This window comes from Catalinimonas locisalis (genome assembly GCF_038039535.1).
Classification (GTDB): domain Bacteria; phylum Bacteroidota; class Bacteroidia; order Cytophagales; family Cyclobacteriaceae; genus Catalinimonas.
This window is the reverse complement of record NZ_JBBPHP010000034.1, coordinates 36713-59022: the sequence shown is the minus strand read 5'-3', so window position 1 is coordinate 59022 and position 22310 is coordinate 36713. Positions and strand designations below refer to the sequence as shown.

At 43.1% G+C, this 22310-nt stretch carries 16 protein-coding genes; 4 read left to right on the top strand and 12 right to left on the bottom strand.

All coding sequences use genetic code 11. From position 1 onward, the window contains the following. The first annotated feature begins 6 nt into the window (after nucleotides 1-6). From WJR50_RS26265 to WJR50_RS26250, 4 genes are all read left to right on the top strand, one after another. Nucleotides 7-3201 (top strand): SusC/RagA family TonB-linked outer membrane protein, encoded by a 3195-nt coding sequence (locus WJR50_RS26265; protein ID WP_341296287.1) that lies wholly within the window; start codon nucleotides 7-9, stop codon nucleotides 3199-3201. A gap of 30 nt (nucleotides 3202-3231) precedes the next feature. Continuing rightward, a complete protein-coding gene (locus WJR50_RS26260) occupies nucleotides 3232-4962 on the top strand; it encodes a RagB/SusD family nutrient uptake outer membrane protein (RefSeq protein ID WP_341296286.1) in 1731 nt (576 codons plus the stop codon). Between the two features lie 85 nt (nucleotides 4963-5047). Next, nucleotides 5048-6628: a glycoside hydrolase family 32 protein gene (locus WJR50_RS26255; protein ID WP_341296285.1), complete on the top strand. Its 1581-nt coding sequence runs from the start codon at nucleotides 5048-5050 to the stop codon at nucleotides 6626-6628. A 219-nt stretch (nucleotides 6629-6847) separates the two neighbouring features. Next, nucleotides 6848-7027 carry a recombinase family protein gene (locus tag WJR50_RS26250; RefSeq protein ID WP_341296284.1) on the top strand — a complete coding sequence of 60 codons (180 nt, stop codon included), beginning with the start codon at nucleotides 6848-6850 and terminating at the stop codon, nucleotides 7025-7027. A 324-nt stretch (nucleotides 7028-7351) separates the two neighbouring features. Here WJR50_RS26250 and tamL read toward each other — a convergent pair whose 3' ends face one another. The 12 genes from tamL to WJR50_RS26190 form a co-directional block, all read right to left on the bottom strand. Further along, nucleotides 7352-9655 carry a translocation and assembly module lipoprotein TamL gene (gene tamL, locus WJR50_RS26245; RefSeq protein WP_341296283.1) on the bottom strand — a complete coding sequence of 768 codons (2304 nt, stop codon included), beginning with the start codon at nucleotides 9653-9655 and terminating at the stop codon, nucleotides 7352-7354. Next, entirely contained in the window at nucleotides 9648-14378 is a 4731-nt protein-coding gene (locus tag WJR50_RS26240) for a translocation/assembly module TamB domain-containing protein (RefSeq protein WP_341296282.1), read from the bottom strand. Before WJR50_RS26240 ends, tamL begins: the two co-directional genes overlap by 8 nt. Before the next feature lie 410 nt (nucleotides 14379-14788). Next, entirely contained in the window at nucleotides 14789-15292 is a 504-nt protein-coding gene (locus WJR50_RS26235; protein ID WP_341296281.1) for a hypothetical protein, read from the bottom strand. Between the two features lie 128 nt (nucleotides 15293-15420). Continuing rightward, nucleotides 15421-15843, bottom strand: coding sequence for a hypothetical protein (locus tag WJR50_RS26230; protein WP_341296280.1), 423 nt, complete (start codon nucleotides 15841-15843; stop codon nucleotides 15421-15423). A 40-nt stretch (nucleotides 15844-15883) separates the two neighbouring features. Beyond that, entirely contained in the window at nucleotides 15884-16531 is a 648-nt protein-coding gene (locus tag WJR50_RS26225; RefSeq protein ID WP_341296279.1) for a hypothetical protein, read from the bottom strand. 108 nt (nucleotides 16532-16639) lie between these two features. Next, complete coding sequence (locus WJR50_RS26220; protein WP_341296278.1) at nucleotides 16640-17074, bottom strand: HdeD family acid-resistance protein; 435 nt, start codon at nucleotides 17072-17074, stop codon at nucleotides 16640-16642. 48 nt (nucleotides 17075-17122) lie between these two features. Then, the gene (locus WJR50_RS26215) at nucleotides 17123-18106 is read right to left on the bottom strand and encodes a DUF481 domain-containing protein (RefSeq protein ID WP_341296277.1); all 984 of its coding nucleotides are present in this window, start codon (nucleotides 18104-18106) and stop codon (nucleotides 17123-17125) included. Between the two features lie 63 nt (nucleotides 18107-18169). Next, on the bottom strand, nucleotides 18170-19075 hold the full coding sequence (locus WJR50_RS26210) for a DUF6515 family protein (RefSeq protein ID WP_341296276.1): 906 nt from the start codon (nucleotides 19073-19075) through the stop codon (nucleotides 18170-18172). An 11-nt stretch (nucleotides 19076-19086) separates the two neighbouring features. Next, nucleotides 19087-19869, bottom strand: coding sequence for a DUF2092 domain-containing protein (locus WJR50_RS26205; protein ID WP_341296275.1), 783 nt, complete (start codon nucleotides 19867-19869; stop codon nucleotides 19087-19089). 21 nt (nucleotides 19870-19890) lie between these two features. Beyond that, nucleotides 19891-20529 (bottom strand): DUF4377 domain-containing protein, encoded by a 639-nt coding sequence (locus WJR50_RS26200; RefSeq protein ID WP_341296274.1) that lies wholly within the window; start codon nucleotides 20527-20529, stop codon nucleotides 19891-19893. 231 nt (nucleotides 20530-20760) lie between these two features. Continuing rightward, nucleotides 20761-21477 carry a porin family protein gene (locus WJR50_RS26195; RefSeq protein WP_341296273.1) on the bottom strand — a complete coding sequence of 239 codons (717 nt, stop codon included), beginning with the start codon at nucleotides 21475-21477 and terminating at the stop codon, nucleotides 20761-20763. 37 nt (nucleotides 21478-21514) lie between these two features. Next, nucleotides 21515-22309, bottom strand: coding sequence for a hypothetical protein (locus tag WJR50_RS26190; RefSeq protein ID WP_341296272.1), 795 nt, complete (start codon nucleotides 22307-22309; stop codon nucleotides 21515-21517). Between the last annotated feature and the right edge of the window lies 1 nt (nucleotide 22310).

Below are 22310 nucleotides of genomic sequence, written 5' to 3'. Positions count from 1 at the left end.
TTTACTATGAAAAAGCAAGCTTTACACAAAGTGCTGCAAAAGTATGGAGGCCTGCTGGTCATCTGTTTTCTTTTCAGCCTGAATCAGAGCTGGGCCCAAACCACTACGGTTTCCGGCACCGTGACCGATGAAAATAATGAAGGGCTTCCCGGCGTCAACGTACTGATTAAAGGCACCAGCCAGGGTACAGTTACTGATATTATGGGCCAATACAACCTGGGGGGGGTGTCTTCAACCGACACCCTACTATTTACTTCCGTAGGTTATGCTTCTCAAACTATCCCCGTAGGTAATCAATCTACCATTGACGTTAACCTGCAGGAAGATGTACAGTCGCTGCAAGAAGTAGTCGTAGTAGGTTATACGGCGGAGAGAAAAGTGGACCTTACCGGTGCAGTAGCGGTGGTAGAACTGGAACCACTCAAAGGACAAAGTATGAGTTCGGGAAACCCGGCTCAGGCCTTACAAGGCCGCGTTCCAGGATTGTACATTGAACGTTCGGGCGATCCTACCGGTACCAACCAGCAGATTCTCATACGCGGAGCCAATACCCTGGGGGATAACAATCCTTTATACATCATTGATGGAGTGCCTACCACTCGCCCTGAGGTTTTCGCCAGCCTGAACCCCAGCGTAATAGAATCAATACAAGTGTTGAAAGACGCTTCCGCTGCTTCTATTTATGGTTCCCGTGCCTCCAACGGGGTACTGATCGTCTCTACCCGAAACAGCGTAAAAGGTGGGGATAATAAATTTAGCGTGCAGTTCAACTCTAATGTTTCCGCCTTATCGGAAAGGCAGCAGCGCTTTGAAATGCTGGATGCGGTAGGCAGAGGAAGAGCGCTGTGGCAGGCCTCGGTCAACGATCGTACCGACCCCACCGGCGGTTATGGAGAAATTTATGATTTTGACTGGAATGGAGATTTTGATAATCCTGTGCTCAATAGTGTGACTGTACAACCATTTGTAGGAGGCAATCAGAATGTACCCGCCGGAGATACCGACTGGCAGGATGTGATGTACGAAACCGGCTATGTATACAACAATGATTTGACCGTTTCAGGAGGAACAGAAAATGCTTTTCTATTGGCCAACATCGGCTACCTTAAGAATACAGGAACTTTGGCTTATACCAATTACGACCGCTATACCGCCAAGCTCAATTCTAATTTCAACTTATTTGATAATGTATTGAATTTTGGTGTCAATACACAGTTTGCCTCTTCCAATGAAACACTGGCTTCACCCGATGTAGGCTCTGCCCCTACTCCCGGCCTGGCCGTGACGTTGGCACCTACCATTCCGGTTTATACCGCTGACGGAGATTTTGCCGGGCCTTTGGGTTCAGGGTATTCTGACCGCAATAATCCTTTACTCATGCAATACATCAACCGCTGGGACAATACCCATCGCAATTCTTTTCTGGGAAATGTATTCGCGCAGATCGGTATCGCCGAAGGGCTAAACTTCAGAAGCAGCCTGGGTGTGGATTATAATGAAGTAAGTGTAAAAAATATTGAGCCAAGGGTATCCAATGGATTTATCTCCAGAACGATCAACAGTTTACAGCATCGGGACAACACTTACCTCAGCCTTACTTTCTCCAATACCATTACTTATCACCTGGAACTGGGGGAGCACAACTTCGATTTTCTGGCAGGAGTAGAAGCGGTCAGAACAGATCTGACATTCCTTACTGCCAGTGCCCAGGAGTTTGCCATAGAAACAGAAGATTTCTTTGTGCTGGATGCTGCTACTGGTTTAAGAAACAATACCGGAGATCGTACCGGAAGCCGTCTGCTTTCACAATTTGGTAAAATCAGCTACCGCTTTCAGGACAAATACTTAGCCTCAGCTACCATCAGAAGAGACGGATCTTCCAGGTTTGGAGCCAACAACCGCTATGGTATTTTTCCGGCGGCTACAGTAGGTTGGAGAATTGATCAGGAAGGTTTTATGGATGACATAGAAATACTTACACAACTTAAGCTTAGAGCAGGTTACGGTCAGGTAGGCAACCAATCCATTGGCGACTTATCCCGCTTTGGTCTGTTTGCCCCTCGCTACGGCCTTACCCAGGAGCAGGTACGCCAGACGGGCTTTTTCTTTGATCAGTTTTATAATGTAGGCACTGCCTACGACCTGGCAGGAAATAATACCGGTACGCTACCTTCCGGCTTTGTCTCCATACAGGGAGCCAACCCTGACTTGCAGTGGGAAACCACTACCGAGTTTAACGTCGGAGTGGACTTCGGATTCTTTACACAAAAGCTACAAGGTTCATTTGACTATTTTACCAGAGAAACGACCAATATCCTGATTACTCCTCCGGTGGCATCAGCGGCTGGTGAAGGAGTGCTGAGAACGCTCAATGGAGCTACGGTAGAAAACCAGGGATGGGAGCTCGCTTTAGGCTATACCGATGACCTGGAAAGTGGGCTGAGCTACACTATCTCTACTAACTTCAGCAGCTTCCGCGATGAAATCACTGTACTGCCGGAAGAGGTACGCACCGGATTTGCCGGAAATGCCGAACAGGATATACTTGGTGAGTCTCAGTTTGCCATATTTGGCTTTCGTACAGATGGCTTATTTCAGAATGAGGCAGAAGTAGATGCCCACGCTACTCAGGTAGGCGCCGCTCCCGGCAGAATCCGTTATATAGATCTGAATGAAGATGGAGTAGTAAATGCGCTGGACCAGGAGTATTTTGGTACTACGCTACCCAAACTGGAATATGGGCTGAGCATCAACATGGCTTATCGCGGTTTTGACCTTTCTCTGTTTGGCTCAGGCGTATCCGGCCGCAGAGGCTTTGACAATTATATCTTTCTCAACGAGTTTATCCGGGGTAGAGACAATGTAGGACCGGGTACGCTGAATGCCTGGACGCCTGATAACCCTAACGCTACGATTCCGGCACTAACGCTTTCTGACGGAAATAATGAGACCAGAACTTCTGACTATCTGTTTGTCAACAACTCTTATTTTAAGCTCAGAAACTTATCAATAGGCTATAGCTTATCCGATGGAACCTTAGAAAACCTGGGGCCGGTAAGCAACCTAAGATTTTATGTACAAGCTGAAAATCTGTTCTGGCTTAAGAGCAGCGAGTTTGGCGGACCTGACCCCGAACGCAGAGATATTAATGCTATCCCTGTGCCTTCTGTGTATTCTATAGGCCTCAACCTAAGTTTGTAAACCCTAGTGTTCAATCCAAATGAATTAATCATGAAACTCAATATTCTATATACATTCGCAGTAGCATCTAGCTTACTTCTGTCCTGTAATGACGACTTTCTGGAGTACGAACCCAAAGGCGTATTATCTTCTGAAAATGTAGCCGCGCCTGAGAACATAGAAGGTTTGGTTACGGCTGCCTACGCAGGCATTGCCAATGATGAGATGATCGGACCCATCACCAGCAGTTGGGTGTATGGTAGCGTCAGATCAGATGATGCCTACAAAGCAGGAGGAGGTGTATCCGATGTCATCGACATTCATTTCCTGGAGCAGTACAATCTGGTACAACCTCAAACCGGAGATGACTGGATGGGTCCGCTGACCTTTACCAATCACTACAAGGCAATTTCCAGAACCAATTTTGCGCTGCAGGCCATCAACGAAACGGAAGACTTTGACCTGAAAGCTACGCGTACCGGAGAGCTACGCTTCCTGAGGGGACACTCTTACTTCATGCTCAAGCAGCTTTTCAAGTACATTCCCTATATTGACGAGACTATGTCTGCTGAAGATATCCTGGAAACTTCTAACCGTGAATATACCAATGATGAATTGTGGAATAAGATTGCCGAAGATTTTCAGTTTGCCATAGACAATCTGCCGGAAACCCAGCCCGAAGTGGGCAGAGCCAATCAGTTAGCGGCTAAGGCTTATCTTGCAAAAGTTCGTCTATATCAGGCTTATGAGCAGGATGAAAACCATCAGGTCACGAATATCAATACCTCACGACTTGAGGAAGTAGTTCAGTTGACACAGGATGTGATTAACTCAGGTCAGTACAGCTTACAGCCTGACTTTGCCGAAAACTTTCTGGATGGTTTTGACAATGGACCTGAGTCCATCTTCGCGGCACAGTTTTCTATTGCAGATGGGACCACTACCGGACGGGTCTCTTTTGTAACCGGCCTGAACTCTCCGCATGGTGCACCTGAATATGGCTGCTGCGGTTTCCACTATGCCAGCCAGAACATGGTCAATGCCTTCAAGACCGATGAAGATGGCTTGCCACTGTTTGATACCTTCAATGAGGAGGATATGATTGATCCCGAAGATTTCCAGACCAATGGGGTAGATCCTCGTCTGGACCATACGGTAGGCGTGCCGGGTCATCCATTTAAGTATAATCCTGATTTTCTTTATCAGGAAAGCTGGGCCAGAGACCCGGGTGTATATGGCTTTTTCGGCAACATGAAAGAGCAGCAGTTGGCTGATTGTGCTTGCTTCCTTAAGCAAGGACCTTTCATAGGAACATCCAAAAATATAGACTTTATCCGTTATGCTGATGTGCTCCTGATGCAAGCCGAAGCGCTGATAGAATTAGGTCGTCAGAATGAGGCGCTGCCTTTGATCAACCAGGTGCGTGCCAGAGCGGCAGCCAGTACAGACAGGCTGCAAACTGCAGAAGGTAACAATCCTTCCAACTACCGCATAGAAGAATACGTAGATGGCGTGAACATCAACTGGACACAGGAAAATGCCCGGGAAGCGCTGCGCTGGGAACGGCGTCTGGAGTTTGCCATGGAAAGTCCACGCTTCTTTGACCTGGTACGCTGGGGTATTGCGGAGCCTGTACTCAATGCCTATCTGGCCGAAGAAAGAACCAAGCGGGATTATCTGACTAATGCAGAGTTTACTGCGGGAAGGGATGAATATCTACCGATTCCTCAGAGAGAAATAGATTTCACCAAAGGGCTGTACGTACAGAACCCAGGTTATTAAATAAACCAGATATGCCAAAATTTAAACTTTGGCATATCTCAATCTCTTGATTGACTATAGACCTCAAACATCTGAATAAAATAAAATGAGACTACTGCTCTTCCTAACACCAATCGTTCTTTTCATGGCCTGCCAGTCGGAGCCTGCCGAACAACATACGCAGGCAGCTCAGGATACGCTGACAGGCGAACAGCACCGACCTCTTTATCATTTTACCCCTCCTGAACAATGGATGAATGACCCTAATGGCATGGTCTACTACGATGGAGAATACCATCTTTTCTATCAGCACTATCCCGACAGCAATGTGTGGGGCCCCATGCATTGGGGGCATGCCGTGAGTGAAGATCTGGTCAACTGGCAGCATTTACCCATTGCTTTGTATCCCGACAGTCTGGGAACAATCTTTTCGGGAAGTGCCGTGGCCGATCTGGAGAATACTTCTGAACTGGGTACTGCTGACAGTCCTCCGCTGATCGCCATCTTCACCTACCATGATGCCGCAGGTGAAAAAGCAGGAAGAAACGACTATCAGACCCAGGGTATCGCTTTCAGTACTGACCGTGGACGGACCTGGGAAAAGTACGAAGGTAATCCGGTGGTGGAAAACCCCGGCATCAAGGATTTTCGTGATCCTAAAGTTTTCTGGTATGAGCCTGAGCAAAAGTGGGTGATGATCTTTGCTGCTGCCGATCGGGTGCGCATTTATAATTCACCTGACCTGAAAAACTGGGAGTTTAAAAGTGAGTTTGGCGAAAACAGTGGCTCGCATGGCGGAGTGTGGGAATGTCCCGATCTGTTTCCTCTGATGGTCAATGGGGAAGAAAAGTGGGTGATGCTGCTCAGTATTAATCCTGGTGGACCCAATGGAGGCTCCGCTACACAATATTTCGTGGGTGAATTTGACGGAGAAACTTTTAGCAATGACAATCCTGAAGAAACAACGCTTTGGGTGGACTATGGCAAAGACAACTATGCCGGGGTGAGCTGGTCAAACGTGCCTGAAAGTGATGGCCGACGTATCTTTTTAGGCTGGATGAGCAACTGGCAGTATGCTGATACTGTGCCCACCTACAACTGGCGCAGCGCCATGACGATAGCCCGTAAGCTGGAATTGATGGATACCCCGGAAGGCATCAGGCTTAGCTCTCAGCCGGTAGACGAATTGCAACAGTTGAGAACCGATACTTACAACTTAGAACCCAGAGGGATCTCAGCCGACTTATCGCTTACAGAATTTACCGATTGGCAAACACCTGCCAAAGAAGTTGTGCTGGAATTTGTAATTCCTGAGGGTACAGAAGGCTTAGATTTTGGGGTAGTTCTATCCAATAGTCTGGGAGAAGAAGTCCGCATAGGCTACGATCTGGCGCAGCAGGAGTATTATTTTGACAGAACGAAAGCCGGTAAAATGGATTTCTCCGATGACTTTGCCGGACGATTCCCTGCGCCAAGATTAGCTATCTCTGATACCATCAAAATGCATCTCTACATTGACGTAGCTTCCGCAGAGCTATTTGCCGATGAGGGCAAAACGGTGATGACCAACATCTTTTTTCCCAACGAAAACTTCCAGCAGCTAGGCTTGTATGCTGAAGGTGGGGAAGTACAGCTTGTATCAGGCACAATCTATTATCTTAGTGCCGCGACTGTAGCTATAAAATAATTAAAGACTTTACATTGGTGAGCAAAATAGCACATGACTTAGGGTCGTGTGCTATTGACTTACCCTAAAAAAAACCCTCCTCCCTTGTTAAAAAAGTATTTGAATACTCTTCAAAGTCAATATTTGTTTTACCCCTATAACAATGACTAAATTCATTAATCAAAGTGCCGGAAGCTGCTTGTTGGATATACCCGCCTATTGTAGGGTGCATCTCTTCTGTTGATCCTAATCTCAATCTGCGAGAAGCTGCTTTACAAGCAAGCAGGGTATGAAAGCACCTTTGAAGATATCCTCTCCGGTACAAGAGCAGTACGCCCGGAACTTATTACATTGAAGGAGCAGCCCTGTGCTGGAGATACTTTAGTAGTATGGAGACTGGATCGGTCCATCGTGGAATGATCGGGAGAGTTCTTTGGAATCTAATTGAGAGGGTTATCAGGTTGGAAAGTTAAGGTAGATATTCACAAAGGTAGGTGGATAGTAGCCGTCTCGGCATATAAAAGTCAATTGCATGGATAGCCAATCATTTGAAGGTGTTCCAAAGATGATGAAAGAAACACTGAGAGTGCTAATACATATGTTACTAGGGCTAATATCAAACGATAATCTAACTGAATTTCACTCAAACAGCCTCTACAAAATCACAATTTTCATATCCTCAAATAAATATATGATAGTAATTTTATAAAACGCTGAAAGTTAATTTGTTAAGAAGCATATATGCTAAAAAGGATAGCCAATGGCAAAGTGAAGAAAATAGGAAGGGTCAAAATTATCTGCCCCAAAAATCCAGCGATCCCCTTTTGGCCGGTAAGGCTGCTTAAGGGCATAACCAAAATCCAGTCTTAGCACGAAGAAATCTATATCCAATCGAAATCCTACACCAGTGCCTATAGCCATTTCATCCAAAAAACGATTCCACCTAAATTGCCCTCCTGGTCTGGCAGGGTCATAGTTAAGGAGCCAGATGTTACCAGCGTCCAGAAATAAAGCTCCTGCAAAAAACGAAGATAGTGGAAAACGATATTCTGCGTTAGCCTCAATTTTAATATCTCCGGTTTGTTCGTAGTAAATATTATCCTGGTTTGAGTTGTAATAGGTGCCTGGTCCTAATGATCGGGCTCTGAAAGCTCTTACACTATTGGAGCCACCCGAAAAATACTGCTTGAAATAGGGTATAACATTAGAATTACCATAGGGTAGCCCTATACCTACAAATAAACGGCTTACCAGTCGCTGTTTATTCATTAAATGAAAATAGTAACGAAAATCTGTAGAAAATTTGACAAACTGTGCATAGGGGTTATTTAGCACCTTTGCTCTGGAGAGGCCATCTTCTGGCTTTCCACCAACTAAGCCAGAGAGCAGACTAAGCAGATTTCCAGCAGTTTCAAAGCTATTCTCCCAATAAAACTGATGATTTTTTTGCCAAAGATGATTGGTAATGGAAGTAAAGGATGCACCAAAAACAAACTGTTCCTCAAAGCTTCTTCTGATCAGTGGGTTTTCTAAAAGAAGCGAATCAAATTCCGGAGTAGTCTCGATCAGGTGAGTGTAGCTAATATCCAGCGGTTTCACTTCAAAAGACTGACTTCTACTGGTTTTCCAGTGGTATTCAAATCCAGTATTCCAGGAAATCATACGGTAATATTGTAGCCGACTGAGTAGATTGACTCCCGCTTCAAATTTAGTGTATGCGAAAGGATCTTTAGGTTTAAAGTAGAAAGGCATTATCAAACCCGGTTTTTGAAAGTCCAGATTGAGTCCCAGCCCATATGAGCTAAATCCGATCTGACTGTCTGCCTGATACCCTAACAGCCATTCAATATTGAAGTCCAGCGTGAGGTTCAGCTTTTCTGCACCGCCAAATGCATTTCTATGACCCAACGAGATGCTTAGACCTGGTCCCACAAAATTATTGGACTTAGAAACCATATTCATTTCGTAAGCCAGTCTGATATTCTCCTGCGGAACCAGTTGTATCAGTACATCCACTAAGTCTTGTTTATTTTTTTTCTGATAGTCTATGCTGATGGTGCGAAAAATACCCAGGGCACTCAGATAGCTGTAACTGTCATTTTCATCCTTAGGACTATATTTTTCTTTTGTAGAAAATGCAATACCTTTTGCCAGCGTACTGAGTTTTACATATGGCTGATGATAGTAGAAAATAATGCCTTCAACACTAGTACTATCTACCAAAAAAGAATTTTCTTTTCCCTTATCCAGGTAAACTATAATCTTATCTATGCTGTAAGAATGCAGCAAACTATCGGTTGCTGTTTCGCCATAGCGCAACTCAATATTTATTTTATGTCCGCTACTATCGGCGACAAACTGTAAAAACTCTTTACGAAAGTCTACAAAACCATGATCCTTGAGTACTTCTGTTAGCCTTTCTCTTTCCTGTAGGAGCGCTTCTATTACCAGAGGATCATTTTCCTTAAGTTTTCCTTTGCCTTTTTCATCATGAAGAATACTGTCAAGATAAGAAGTAGGCTCGGGATATTGCAGATGGGCCACATAATATCTTTTGCCCGGCTTGACCATATAACTCACCTTTACTTTTTTATTATTGGCTGATGTATCAAGCTGGTAATTAGCGTGAGACTTCAGATATCCTGCATCTGACAATTTTCTTTCTATTAACCTTACCTTCATTTCAGGATTTACAGTAGATAAAAGCACCGGCTGTCTTGCCCAGTGGCGATTCATCCACCCCCCCGGACTTTTGGCATCAGGAGAGGTAAAATTGTTAATCCAAAGCCCTACTGGCAAACGAAAGGGCAGCAGGGCGGTACTTCCATTAGGAGAATCATCAACGATTTCCTCTATATCAGACAATATCAAAGCAGGAAGATCTGTTCCTTTTGGTTCAAATTCTATCTTTTTATGCCCCAGGTAAAGATAATCCTTTTCAGGTACAGACCGTGTGGTAGAGCAGGCAGACAAAAGTATAAGAGCAAAAAATAGAATGTACCCCCTCTTATGATCAGTATCCAGGCTATATTTCAAGCCCTTACTCATGTGTTTTATTTTTAAAAATCTCCCTTAGGTTATGATAATTTTTTTCAATTACTATTCCTATTCCGCCTATGTCCACATCTCCTTCAAAAAAACCTTCGTAGCTGTTTTGGCGAAATATTTTGAGGTAGTTCTTCTTTTTCTCACCGAGATAGTATTCTAAGACAATATCACCAATTAAGTTCTCGCCACGGCTATCACTCTGGGGGGTATTCACATATCCACCCAGCCTGAGAGTCAAACGATTGCTGAGCTGTTTGCTCAGTTCATAAGCCAGATCACTTTGATTTGAAGAGTTTCCTTCCAGATCAGTACCCGAGTTTTCGTAGCGGAAGTTGAGGTCCACGCCTTTAATTTTTTCGTTGGCAATACGGTTGAGTTGGTTTGCTACCAGCATTTCTGCCTCGGTACGTGCCGAAAAACCTCCTCCTCCCTCTACATAAAAACTGTTAAAAAACAGGAGATTCAGTGCCTGGATTTCTTTTTCTTCCTTGCTAAAAGTGTTGAGGGCATTCTGAACATCAGGATCGTTTACCTTAAAGTCAAAGGCAAGTTTGAGGTCTTCCATCGTATTCTGTACCAATATCTGTACGTCAAACTTCATACTTGGCGCAGCCCGGCTGTTATTAGGGAAAAATGCACTTGCTGAGGCATAGGTTTGGTACTCCAGTTCAATATTGAGTACCGGTTTATAGGGATCATTATTGAAAGTAACTGTGCTTCCCTCTTTTATCCGGAGTTTTCTGCTGGTAAACAAGGGAGTCATGATTTGTATCTCACCTTCCTTGAGTAAATATATACCATTTAAACTAAGGTCTTTTTTGGGCATTTTCTTCAAGCTAAAATTTCCTCCTCCCCACATTTTCGCATCATTACGAGCTGACTGGTTCAGGATGAAATGCGTACTGAAGCTGGGATCAACACTTACATCCAAATCTATAACCATCTCATCTAGCAAATCCGTTTTTTGATTCCCGCTACTCAACAGCTCCGTACTATCTTTTTTTTCCACTTCACTTCTGAATATCAGCACATCGTTCTGCTGCTGGTAATCCAATACTTCATCTTCCGATACAAAACGAACTTGTGTGTTTTTATCTACCTTCAAAGTACCTGAAAGCTGGGGCCTGCTGGCACTCCCGCTAAGGCTAAGCTCAGAGGTTACCCACCCTTTGCCTGAAAAAAAGCCTAATGCATCCCTGGGTATGTCAAAAAGCCTGAAGTTGCTACTACTGAACTTTAAAAAAAACGCAGGATCAGATGTCTTGCTCAAACTGATATTTCCATCTATACCAAAGGGCTGCTGCCGATCGTCCAGCACTGTAAATGTATCAAGGAATATTTCATCATGTGTAAAGACAATTTGTTCATCATTTATATAGAATACATTATCCATCAGGCGGGGCTTTAGCGCCAACCGGTTTACATTGACCACCCCCCTTAGATTAAGCTTATTTTCATGAGTATACCAATCTGCACTTCCGTCTAATACACCTCTTAACGTATCCAGTTGGTCTGAAAAAAAAGGTTGTAAACTGGCCAAATTAAGTTTATGCAATTGTGCTAAACCTTCCAGTGTAGCAGAGTCGTCTTGTTGAGCATGAACTTCAAATATTTTCACATTATCTTCATGAAGTATGGCCTCATAATTTTGTTGAAGTGAATCCTTATTTGCCGAAAATTCCAGAGCATATGCAGGGAGGTGCTGACGAAATATTTGCAGGCTGTCCAAAGAAAGCTGTCCATCTATCTTCATTCCATCATAGTGCACTTGAAGATCACCATTGACCACTGCCTTTTGTATGTTTTCATCATACGTACCTAAGTCCAGATTTTGAAGTAACAGCTCAGCAGAAGAACTGTCCCTGGTAGAGCGAAAATGGATTTTACTTTCATTACGCCCTATATCCAACTTACCTAGCAGCTTATTATCAATCAGTGAGAGATAATTATCCGTATTCACATGGAATGGACTGCCCGCATAGATGAGTTGAGAAGTATCTAGCCTGAAGCTAATGCCGTTTTCAAAGAGTTTCCATTGGGTGCCCAACGAAAAATTTACTGTATCGCTATCATCTCGCTGAAGAAGACTCAGGTTCACATTGCTGCCTTCACTCTCACTTTCTACTGAGACCTTACCAATACTCATATCATATACCCTAAGACTGTCAATTTCGGAGTTGAGCTTAAACTGATTCAGATTTCCGTTGATATTATTGCGTAAATGATAAAGATGAAAAATATCATAGTGCAGAGAATCCAGGTCAGAAGTGAGGTTCATTTTCTGCGTTGTGTGATCCCATGCTACTTTAAAGTTCCAACGCCCCACAGAAGCCAACTGCCCAATAGAAAAGGCTTTTCCTGAATGTGTGCTTGCACTAAATGAGGGCAGAGGAAGAGTAGAATGTTCATCTGGGTTTGATTTGTTTGCCTGGTAGATTGCAGTAGCTTTTTGCAAGCTATCCAAAAAAGAGTTTAAAGAAGCTTCAGCCTGAAAATCAAAGTTTATAGAATCAGCCTTCAAATGATAAGTTGTGGAGAAGGTGTCTATGTTAAGCTGGCTGTAAATCTTCTGAAAACTAATATTTGAGGTGTCCTGCGCCAAGGAAAAGTCATGCATAAGGATATCCAGTCCGGCATTATCCAAATCCTTAAATTGTCCTGCAATATTTAGGGTAGTCTGGAGTCTGAGTGGTTCCGGCCAGTTTAAAAAGGGCTGTAACTCCAGCCGGTTAATATTTCCTTCTACTGTGAATTTTTGAGAAGGTTGACTGTGTTCCATTTTGCCCGAAAGACCAATCTGTGCCCATTCGTCCAGACTATTTGCGGTAAAGGAAAGACTATCATCGGTGTAGCTTCCTTCCAGATATATGTTTTGATATTTATGCTGAGGATAAAGTAGAGAATACACCTGAGCTTCAAACCTGGAATAATTATGCTGATCTAAATCTGTACTTCCTTGCACCGAGGCGTCCAGGCTCATCTGCTCAGGTAGTTTTGCATCTTCCACCCAATGATGCGTTTTAAAGATGGGAACGGACAGGTCCACCTGAAAACCATAGAGAGATGAGGTACCATCTACTTCTGCTGATACTTTTCCTTCATTTATTCCGTCAAAAAAACAAAGCTCAGTCCGATACTTACCATTAATTCCGCTTGAATTTCCCTGCAACATCAGCCTTTCTACTTTTCCTATCTTCATTTGTGCTACCAGTGGTGACAGCATATACTGAAGTTCTTTGGTCCCAATTAATAATTCCTGCAGTTGTAGTTCAAACTCAGGTTGTGTATGACTCAAATCAATATGGCCTTTGATATCTAAGCTTGAACCTGTGTTGCTTCGCAGTTGAGCTTTATGCAGCACTGGCTGTTGTGTGGTCCCTTGTATCTCTAATGTTCCTTTCAATGAATCTATTTCTAAAGCAGGCCTAGTCTCTGAAATCAGTGCATGAAAATCAGCAGGAACCAACATAATATCGTCCAAACGCATGGAAACAGCGTGACCTGCCTGTTTCCATTGCTCATAATTACCCCAGCCTATTCCTGCTTTTAGATTGAGCTGTAGCCGACTATTTTCTATGTTGAAAAAGAAGCTGTCAATCTGACTTTGTGAAGGAGTACACGCGATTTTTCCGGCCAACTGGTGGATTTGTAAGTCAGAAAGTGAGGCACCAAAATCTGCTAACTCCATTTTTACCAGTCGGTCTGTTTCAAATGAGATGTTTTTTATATGAGTATGCAATGCTTTTACCTCTGAGGGAAAAGAAGGTTCAGCCTTGCTTGGATCAATGTAGGCCAAATCAAATTTGCTGACCTTCACTTCATTTACGTCTATGTTCCATACAGGGACTACAGTTTCTTCATCTGATCCTGCTACCGGCTTCGCAGATGTATACGTTTGTGGTAAGATAGTGTACTCCACTAAAGTTTCATCAAGCATGATTGAAGAGATCGCCAGGTGCTGCTCATTCAAGTTCATCGCCTCAAAGGCTGCTCTTGCTTCAGCATTTTTGATGCTTACTGTATAAGCTTCCAGTTTGTCTTCAAAAAACAAATTCAAGGCATGGGCTTCAAATTGTTTTATTTGAAAGTCAGGCAGATTTGTCGGTGAAGTGTCTGAAGAATCTGCTGGTAAGCTGGAAGGAAGAGAACTCATTGCTAGCGCCGTATTGGTCGTAAAAAGGGTATCCATCATAAATGATAGCCGATCGGTATCAAATTCACCAAAGGAGGCTTTTGTGTTAAGTGTACGAAAACTGAATACGGTTCCGCCTGGCAAGTCTTTGAAAAAAACATCAGCATTTTGTATGCTTATGTCACCCAGACTAAACTTCCAGGCCTCATTCTCTTCCTCAGCTTCAGACGTTGATTTACTTTGCGAAGGGTTAACTCCAGTAAGGAGCTGTTCATAATTAAAAAGCACATCCCCTTCTTCGCGGACTAATCTGACAAATAAACGCTCAGTTTGAAATGTATTGAGTTTAAGCTCTTTACTAAAAAGGAATGACAGACTCCACTCAAATTCTGCAGCACCCACAAACATCAAAGTATCAGATTTTTTATCCCTGAGTAGGAGTTGTTCAACTTTGATCGTATTGAGTTTGGAAAAAAAGAGGTCTCCTATAGTAATATCAATATGGTAATTACTGGCGGTATAACTTTCAACTTTCCTAAGTCCCTGCTTGCGAAGGAAAGATGATGAATTTAATACTAACAGTATCAGCATACATATACTGAGTAAAGCAATAACTCCACTCACCACCCAGAACATTATCCTTGGTATTTTTTTTAAAAAAACCTGTGCGCTATCTGCTCGCATTTTATTCATTCGTTTAAGAGCTTACCAGGAACCACAGTGCATTGGTATTTTAAGATAATGCCTATTACCGGATCATTTATCAGATTAGTTACTGTATAATTTAAGATCAGCTTAAGGAGCTGCCTTAACTATCTATACTATGTTTAGCCCTACAGCGATATCTACTGTATAATAAGTAAATACCTGGGCACCTAGATGAGTCAGCAACTCCTTTTGTACTTATCCAATGGGTAGAATCATCAGGCTTTCCCAAGTCAATCAAAATTTGACATTGCAAACCCCTCCTCAAAATACCCTCTATCTTCCACAGCCATTGTTCATGAATCTTTGAGTTTATCTACTTCCTTGAGAAAAGGAATATTGTTTTGCAACTCATAGCTCATGGCATTGTCAAGGTACTTTTCCAGTTGCATAAACTCTGTCGCCCTTACCGGGGCAATCACCTTAGCCAGTTTGCCGTAGTATTTTTTCTGTAGCTTCTCCAGCTTCATATTATTCTTGAAAATTCCATTCGTAATATCAGCAGCTTTCTTATCCGCCATATTGGTATAATTAGCGGCATATTCCATAATAATATCTATTTTTTCTGCTCCTATTTTTTTTCTTTTCTCTGCATACTCTTCATAGATAGGCCAGAAAGCCTGGGCTTCCAGTTCATTTAGTTCCATATATTCTTTGATGATTTCCTGCTTTTCCATGCCCCATACATCCTGAATCAGCTCCGTTTCACTTTTGTAAGATTGTGCGAATGTCTGGGCCAGCATGCCGATAGCGAAAGTAAAAATGCAGGTCATTGCGAAAGTGTTAAATACTGTTTTCATCGTTATATTATTAAAAGGTTAAAATTGTGTCAGAAATTGTTACTCAAAACCTGAGTATGAATATCGTAAAGTGGATGGAGAAGAAAGGAAGGTTGAATGTCACCCTCCCTTTCGCTCTACTACTAAGGCTAGTCGCCCAGCATTTCTAATCCTCTGGTCAGTAAGTCTTTGTTATTGGCAAAAATACCAGTAAGCATAGAAGGATTAATTCCCTTTACCAATGAACTAAGTAATTTGCCCACATCAAACAGACTACCTATGTTTGCCAGCCCATTGAGTAAGTCTTTTTTTACTCCCTTTGCCAATGCATTGCCTTTGAGACCTTTCAAAAGACCTCCTACCTGGTCAGACACCGCTGAAAGGTCGCTAGGATACAATGAGGCTGCCCTTTCCTTCCATTCATCTTTGTTTTTGTTAAATTTTCCGCTAAAAGCCTCCGGTTTAATCCCATCAGCAATCTGGGTAAGCATACTACCTAAGTCCTGGGCTTGCACTCCAGTCAGTGAAGTGAGCAGGAAAAGTGTCATAAGTAACGTAAGTGCGGTTTTCATTACTGATTTATTTAGGTTGAGAAAAATGACATTTCATGTACTAAATCAATCCTTCGCTTTTGAGCCTGGCAACGGTTATTTTAGCAAACTCTTCAGCGAACTTGTCCAGGTTAGTGGGGTTATAAGTTTTAGATTGAGCAGACCAAAGGAGTTCTTCAGTTTGCACATCATAAAGATTGGTCTCTAAAAAATAGGTTTTATCCTGGGTATAATAGCCAGGGTCATATACCACCGGATAACGGTAGTTGTAATAGCTGTAAAAGCCCCCATAAAATCCATAGCTCACCGTAGGTGCATAAGTAGAACTTCCCGGCACATACCGGGTTTCTGTCTGCTGGTCTAATAAAGTAACCGTTAATATTGCATCATTGCCATTCTCTCTGATTTTAGAAAGCAAGGCTTCTTTGCTGGCACTGATATCGTCGGTAAAATTAGGAGCGAATAATTCTCCACTTGTGGTAATATCCAGTCCTGCGTTTCTGAGTTCAGCAGTAAGTTCTCTTTCCACTGTTGTTTTAGCGGCCATATTTCGGGTAAGTGCAGCTACCTGAATATCTGATTTGTTGGCTTCAGCATCAGGATTTTTCCAGGAGGCTGTAATGTTAGTAGAAGGACTACAGGCTGCAAGTACCCAGAGAGGTATCAGAATGAGGTAGGATAATCCTGTTGGTATACAAGTATTTTTCATAGTATAATAAGAGGTTAAGGATGAAGAAAAAGTAAATGATTATCATTGAATCTGTAAGGGTATATGACTTACCCCAAGTAAGATCAGGCCAGTTCCTGTTCTTTTGCTTTAGTTACACCAGCGTTGCTCAAGGCTCTTCCTTTCCGTTAATACCCCGCCCAAGATCAACCACCCCTCCCCTTCTATCTCTTTGCGAAGCTGGATGGCCATACCTATGCGACTAATGCCACTGAAGATAAACCAGAAGGCAATGGTAAAGGAGATGATGATTAATATAACGCCGGGTGTAATGAAGAGTAATAAGCCCAAAATCAGGCTGATCAAGCCTTCAGCCAGGAATAGCCATTTATTTTCTTTCTCCTGCCAGCTACGTAGAGCCACTATAATGGTAAAAATGCCATCAGCGATGATGAGAGCGGCAAACCATATGGCCAGGCTGGCAGCGGTAAGTGTCGGATTGATGAATGCAAAAATTTCAAAGAGCAATAACAATGCTCCTTTGAGTGACAGCATCCACCAGTTTTTGCTAAGGGTCTGTAACATAAATTTGTTGTTTTGAGATTAATATCTTTTGTTGTCTTTTAGTCCCGTCTACAACGACCATCCAAAAGTTGTTTGAAACACATAATCTGTTTTGCTGGCATTCTCTACCGGCTGATTGTCATAATTCAATGTAAATCCCAGCCTGATATAGAAGTCCAGAGGCAGGTCGTACTTGGTATCAAAGGTGTAGTCAATACGCCAGCGCCCGCTTTGTGTCAGGCTGGGATACACTATCACATTGGTAAGCAGGTTTAGATCGCCGATATCATACATATTCAGCTCAGTGGCAATAAAGCCTTCACCACTTTGTCTGGTTGAGGTCTCGTTGGAGAAATCTTCATTATTGAAAGATACCCCTCCCTGCACTCCCCAGTACGTTTGGTTGGTGTGAATCAGGTATTTGCCCAGCCCTATTTTGCTTATGGTACGAAGCGTGATATTCTGCTCCGTATTGGACAGCCACGATACCTGTGCCAACAAAAAGTAATCATTGGGCAAAAAGAAACGATAGCTAACTTTGGCATCCAGGCGCTGTACATCTTCAACATCATCCTGTGATGAACGAATATTGTTGTAGCTGGCATCTGATGACCACCTTTCTGCGATATAGCCAAAGGTGCTTCTTACACTAAACTGTTGTAAGTTATTAGCCTTGGTCTTACTATAACCTATGTCTAATGATGCATATAACTTGCTCCAGAAGCCTGAATCCACTGATTTAAGAAAGACAATGCTCTCCCGGGAGGCATTCTCAAAAACATCCCTCGTGATGATATTCACATTTAAACTATCAGTACTGAAAATACTCCCGTTAAACCTTCTGCCATCCATTAAGGTGATCAGGAAATAGGTGTCAGTGTATATCTTTTCAATTTTTTCCCATTCAATCTTGAAGTCGCTGTCGCTATAATCTGTCTCAAAAGTGAGGACACCTCTGTCCATATCTTTAGCTTCTCCAACCAATATATCTCCATTCGTCAGCACAAGAGAGTCCTTTTGTGCATATCCAAAATGGGAAATTATACAGAGCATAAGTGAAATAGTAAGTAGCCTTTTCAAAACAATCGGTTTTAATGATACCTAGATTACAAGTATTTATTCTTCCTCCTCCTTTACATCCACCACTTCGTACATATCCTTTCCATCTACCTGAACAGGTTGATAATAAGCCTCACCCAACTTTACATAAGTCACTTCGCCAACTTTGACTTCTTCACCACCTTCAGGCAGATGCTCTACTACTGTACCTGCTGTTGGAGGTACAACAGTGTAGCCACCATCTGCTTTTTCATAGTAGGTTCCACCATAATAATAGTTATTGGTGGTCTCGTTGACGACCACTGTTTGTGAATTTTCCGGCAAGACCTTGATCGTAGCACCCACAGGTGCCTGTACTACAGTGTAGCCTCCATTGCTCTGTACATAATAAACTCCCTGGTCGTAATGATACTTTTGGTTCTCAACAGTGATGATAATAGCAGTAGCAGCCAGGGTTGCCACAAAAAAGCCCCAGGGATGCCATATCGGCCCCCAGTAGTAGGGACGGTAAGGATGGTAATAGTACGGGTGATAAGCATAAAAACTGAATCCTCCCCATACATAAGGAGGCCTGTAGTATGGCCTGGAATTATGTACTACTACGGTGTGCTGATGGTTATGGACATGTATATCCCGATTAATATTAACATTGACGTTTCTACTGCTATTGTCAATGTTTACCCGGTTACCATTAATGTTAGTATTTCTGTTTCGCGATATGGTACTATTGGTGTTTCTGCTGCTCCTTGTAGAAACATTACGTTGTGTAGACTTTCTACTCCCACCATTGATAGAATGATGATTCGCAGCGGTATTTCTTGATACAGCAGGTGTCGCTGCCGTCCTGTTGGTTCGCGAGGCAGTGCTACGATTCAATCGTTGCCCATTGGTATATAAAGGAGCAAGAAGTAATATGAGAAGTACAACACTCCAATAGGTTACCGGAATTGATATGAATGTCATCTTCATACGAATTAATTTGAATTAAGAAAAGCTTTGGCGTTCTTCGGAACCAAGGTGATTTCCGCGGCCCTGGGAGGAGGAGAGAATTCAAAAAGGGCAGAAGGCAAATCAGGATTAAGCTGCCAGTCAGAGAACGTCACTTCATACTGAGGACTGTCTTCCTGATGCAGATATACGATCACCATTTTCTGAGGCAGCGTAAGGGCATCATTAGAAATCCATAGTTGTACATTTTTATCCTCACCTGCCGCGATGATACGAAAGCAATCTTTTCCATTGATCATACTGCTGCCCATAAAAAGTAATTGATTACTCTGAAAAAGCAGATCATCCGTAAAGTAGGGGTTGAAAAAATCAGCTGCGGGAAAATCTATCCCATATTGATCATGAATGGTATAAATCGTCTCCAGGATGCTGCTGTCCGGTGCATCCACCCTGGCAAAATTGTTTTCAGTGTAAGAATAGAAAGTTAAGGTGTCTCCGCTGTACCAATAACCTCTATGCCCCCGGTCACCATTGCTATTCACCAGCATTTTATCTGGACCTACCAGATAGACTTCATCCACACTAAAATACTTCACCAAACCCAGTCCGTGAATGGGGATGAAGAAAGTACTATCCTGTAGATCATAAGAGGTATGGAGCGTAAAACTACAGGAATTTAAGTCGCCTATAACTTCGCTCATACGGTCAAGAATAAGGACCGCAATGGGATCATAGTAAACTTCTTCTTCCTGCGCCAATAGGCTGTAGGGCAGAAGTATGCATGTGAGATAAATGGTGTATTTTTTCATAGGTCAGGCGTTTTCTTTTACTCAGTCTGTTTTCTGAAAAGATAGAATTTCATTTCCCTGCTTATTGTACAGGTACAATTTGAGGTTTTCCACCTTATAGGAATTCACTTGATTCAATAAGGCATTGAACTGATCAGGTACATCCATCTGGTTACACAGCTTCCGGGTACCCGCAATTGGCCCGAAGACCAATTGAGCACTGTCTACCTGCTTAATGCTGCCATTAAAATTGTTGCAGCCATCAAAGCCCATGACACGCATCTCCGGTAAGTGGATCTCCAATCGGGGACGGTCATTGATTTTGCTTTCATCTATGGGTTCAGCCTCCATGCTTTCCAGCACCCAGATATCATGCAGCCTGATTTTAGAATCTCCTTCCTTGCTTATGATTCTGACCAGGCTGTACCGGATGGAAGAGGCGTCCTCCGGAACCTGTGCTGCAGGTAAGTTTTCCTCCCGGACTACCAGCTGATAGACGTAGCCGGCCTCAAAGTCAAAGCCTTCAATAGAGGCATAAAAAAGCTCCCACTTGTCTTCCTGCATGCTTTTTCCCTGCTGTACCTGTAGACAGTGCATAGGGGCTATGCCTTCGCAGGGAGCTTTCAGACTGTTGACCCAATAGATTTTTTCGTTTTCTCCTAACTGTATAGATTGACTCATATCCTTATCGTTTTCTTGAAAAGAATTGGACTTTTGTACAGCGCTGCATCTGATGATCGCTATGCTTAAGAGAATGAAAAGATAAAATCGCATATCAGTGTTTTTTTACCTTATATTATTACGATCAAAGAATTCCATAAAATTATAATTCAGATTGAGAAGAAACTGGCTACGCTTACCGAAAACGCCAAGTTCTGTTCTGAGTATTTTTTAAGCTGATACTCAGCATACTTATTCGTTTAAAGCCTCTTTGTCTTTTACTCCTCCGATAGGGATGTTGGCAAAAATGTACAGCGCATTATTCCGTATAGCTGCACCTCCCTCTTTTTGTATGTCTACCAATCCTCCATAGTATCTTAGTCCTAGGCTGATACCTTCCCCCTGCATCAATTTGTAACCTACACCAGCAGATAATCCAAAATCCAGCCTTTTGTACTGATCTATGATATCATGCTCATACAGCAGATCATCTTCTTTCTGTAAACTACCAGAAAATTCATCTTCTGCATTATGCAGTAAACCTACCTGAGCACCTCCTTCCAGAAAAATATGATTCTGAAAAGTATACCTGATCATCACAGGAACACTGATGTAACTTAGTCTGCGCTCTAAGGAAGATGCTTCCAAAAGCTGATCTAGCTGATCATTTCCAACGGCATAGGGTGCTAAGCCCTTGGCACCCATCGGGGATTTTGCCATAAGACCGGTATATATAGACCATTGGTTTCTGATGACGATATCAAAGTAAAAACCCAGAAAGAAACTCGCTCTACTCTCACTTTGAGGTATGTTGCTGATGTTGGTCAAAGTCAGTCCTCCATCCAGGCCAAATTCTAATTTGTCAGAATTCAGTTTGTCTCCCAGCAGCAAAGAAATTAAGACCTGCCCATGGCAGAAATTGATGGAGATAAACATAAGTAGAAGCAGCATTATATTTTTTTTCATCATGTGGCTATAAACTCAAGCTAGGCTAGTATTATGTGTTTTATCTTCGTGCCGGAAACATCAGCGTAAAAGCTGCCCTAAATCCCCAATCAGCAGTATTACCTTCTCCATAAGGAATCCTCGGACCAAGGGCTATCTGCGCGGGTTGCATACCCAGACTGATTACCTTAGATCCTACCAGATTGAGCGTACCTGAAGCCTGCTCGGCATTCCAGTTTTGTGAGAATTCTGTACTGAGCGCCAGCGCATAGCCACCGCTGAAGTTACGAGCAATGAAGGGTTGCAGGAAGGTGCTACTAATATCTGCCCGATCCTCATCTCCGGCAATAGACCAGATATGGTTTACCAAAGCTCCTACCGTGAAACCTGAAAATTGTGTCAGAAACACAGCGGTAGGCCCGATGCCCAGTTTTTTCCCTCCCAGCAGTTCGTTTGTTGCTGTGGGTATCAGCAAGGCAGGACCAACTCCCCATATCCATCTTCCGGCAGGTGCTTTTGGGGAAAAGAATCCACTCATGAGGGCATCGCCCAGACCAGTCTGGGTACCGCTTTCTCCATAGACATTGGTTTGTGAGATCACCGGCAGGATCACCCGCGCAATCAGGTTCCAGTCTTTACCGATGCTCCTCGGAATCACGGGCTGGATGTTGAGCGTAAGGCGGTTACCATCATTCGGTCCGATGCCGTAGTCAAAATTGCCCTGAAAAGGGACACTGATCAGGCTTGCTAATGGGTTTTGCAAGGCTTTGGCCAGTTCATCGGCATCCGTCTGAGCGTATAACAGGTGACTCATCATGAAGGCAAGACCACACAAAAGAGATTTTTTTAATTGCATA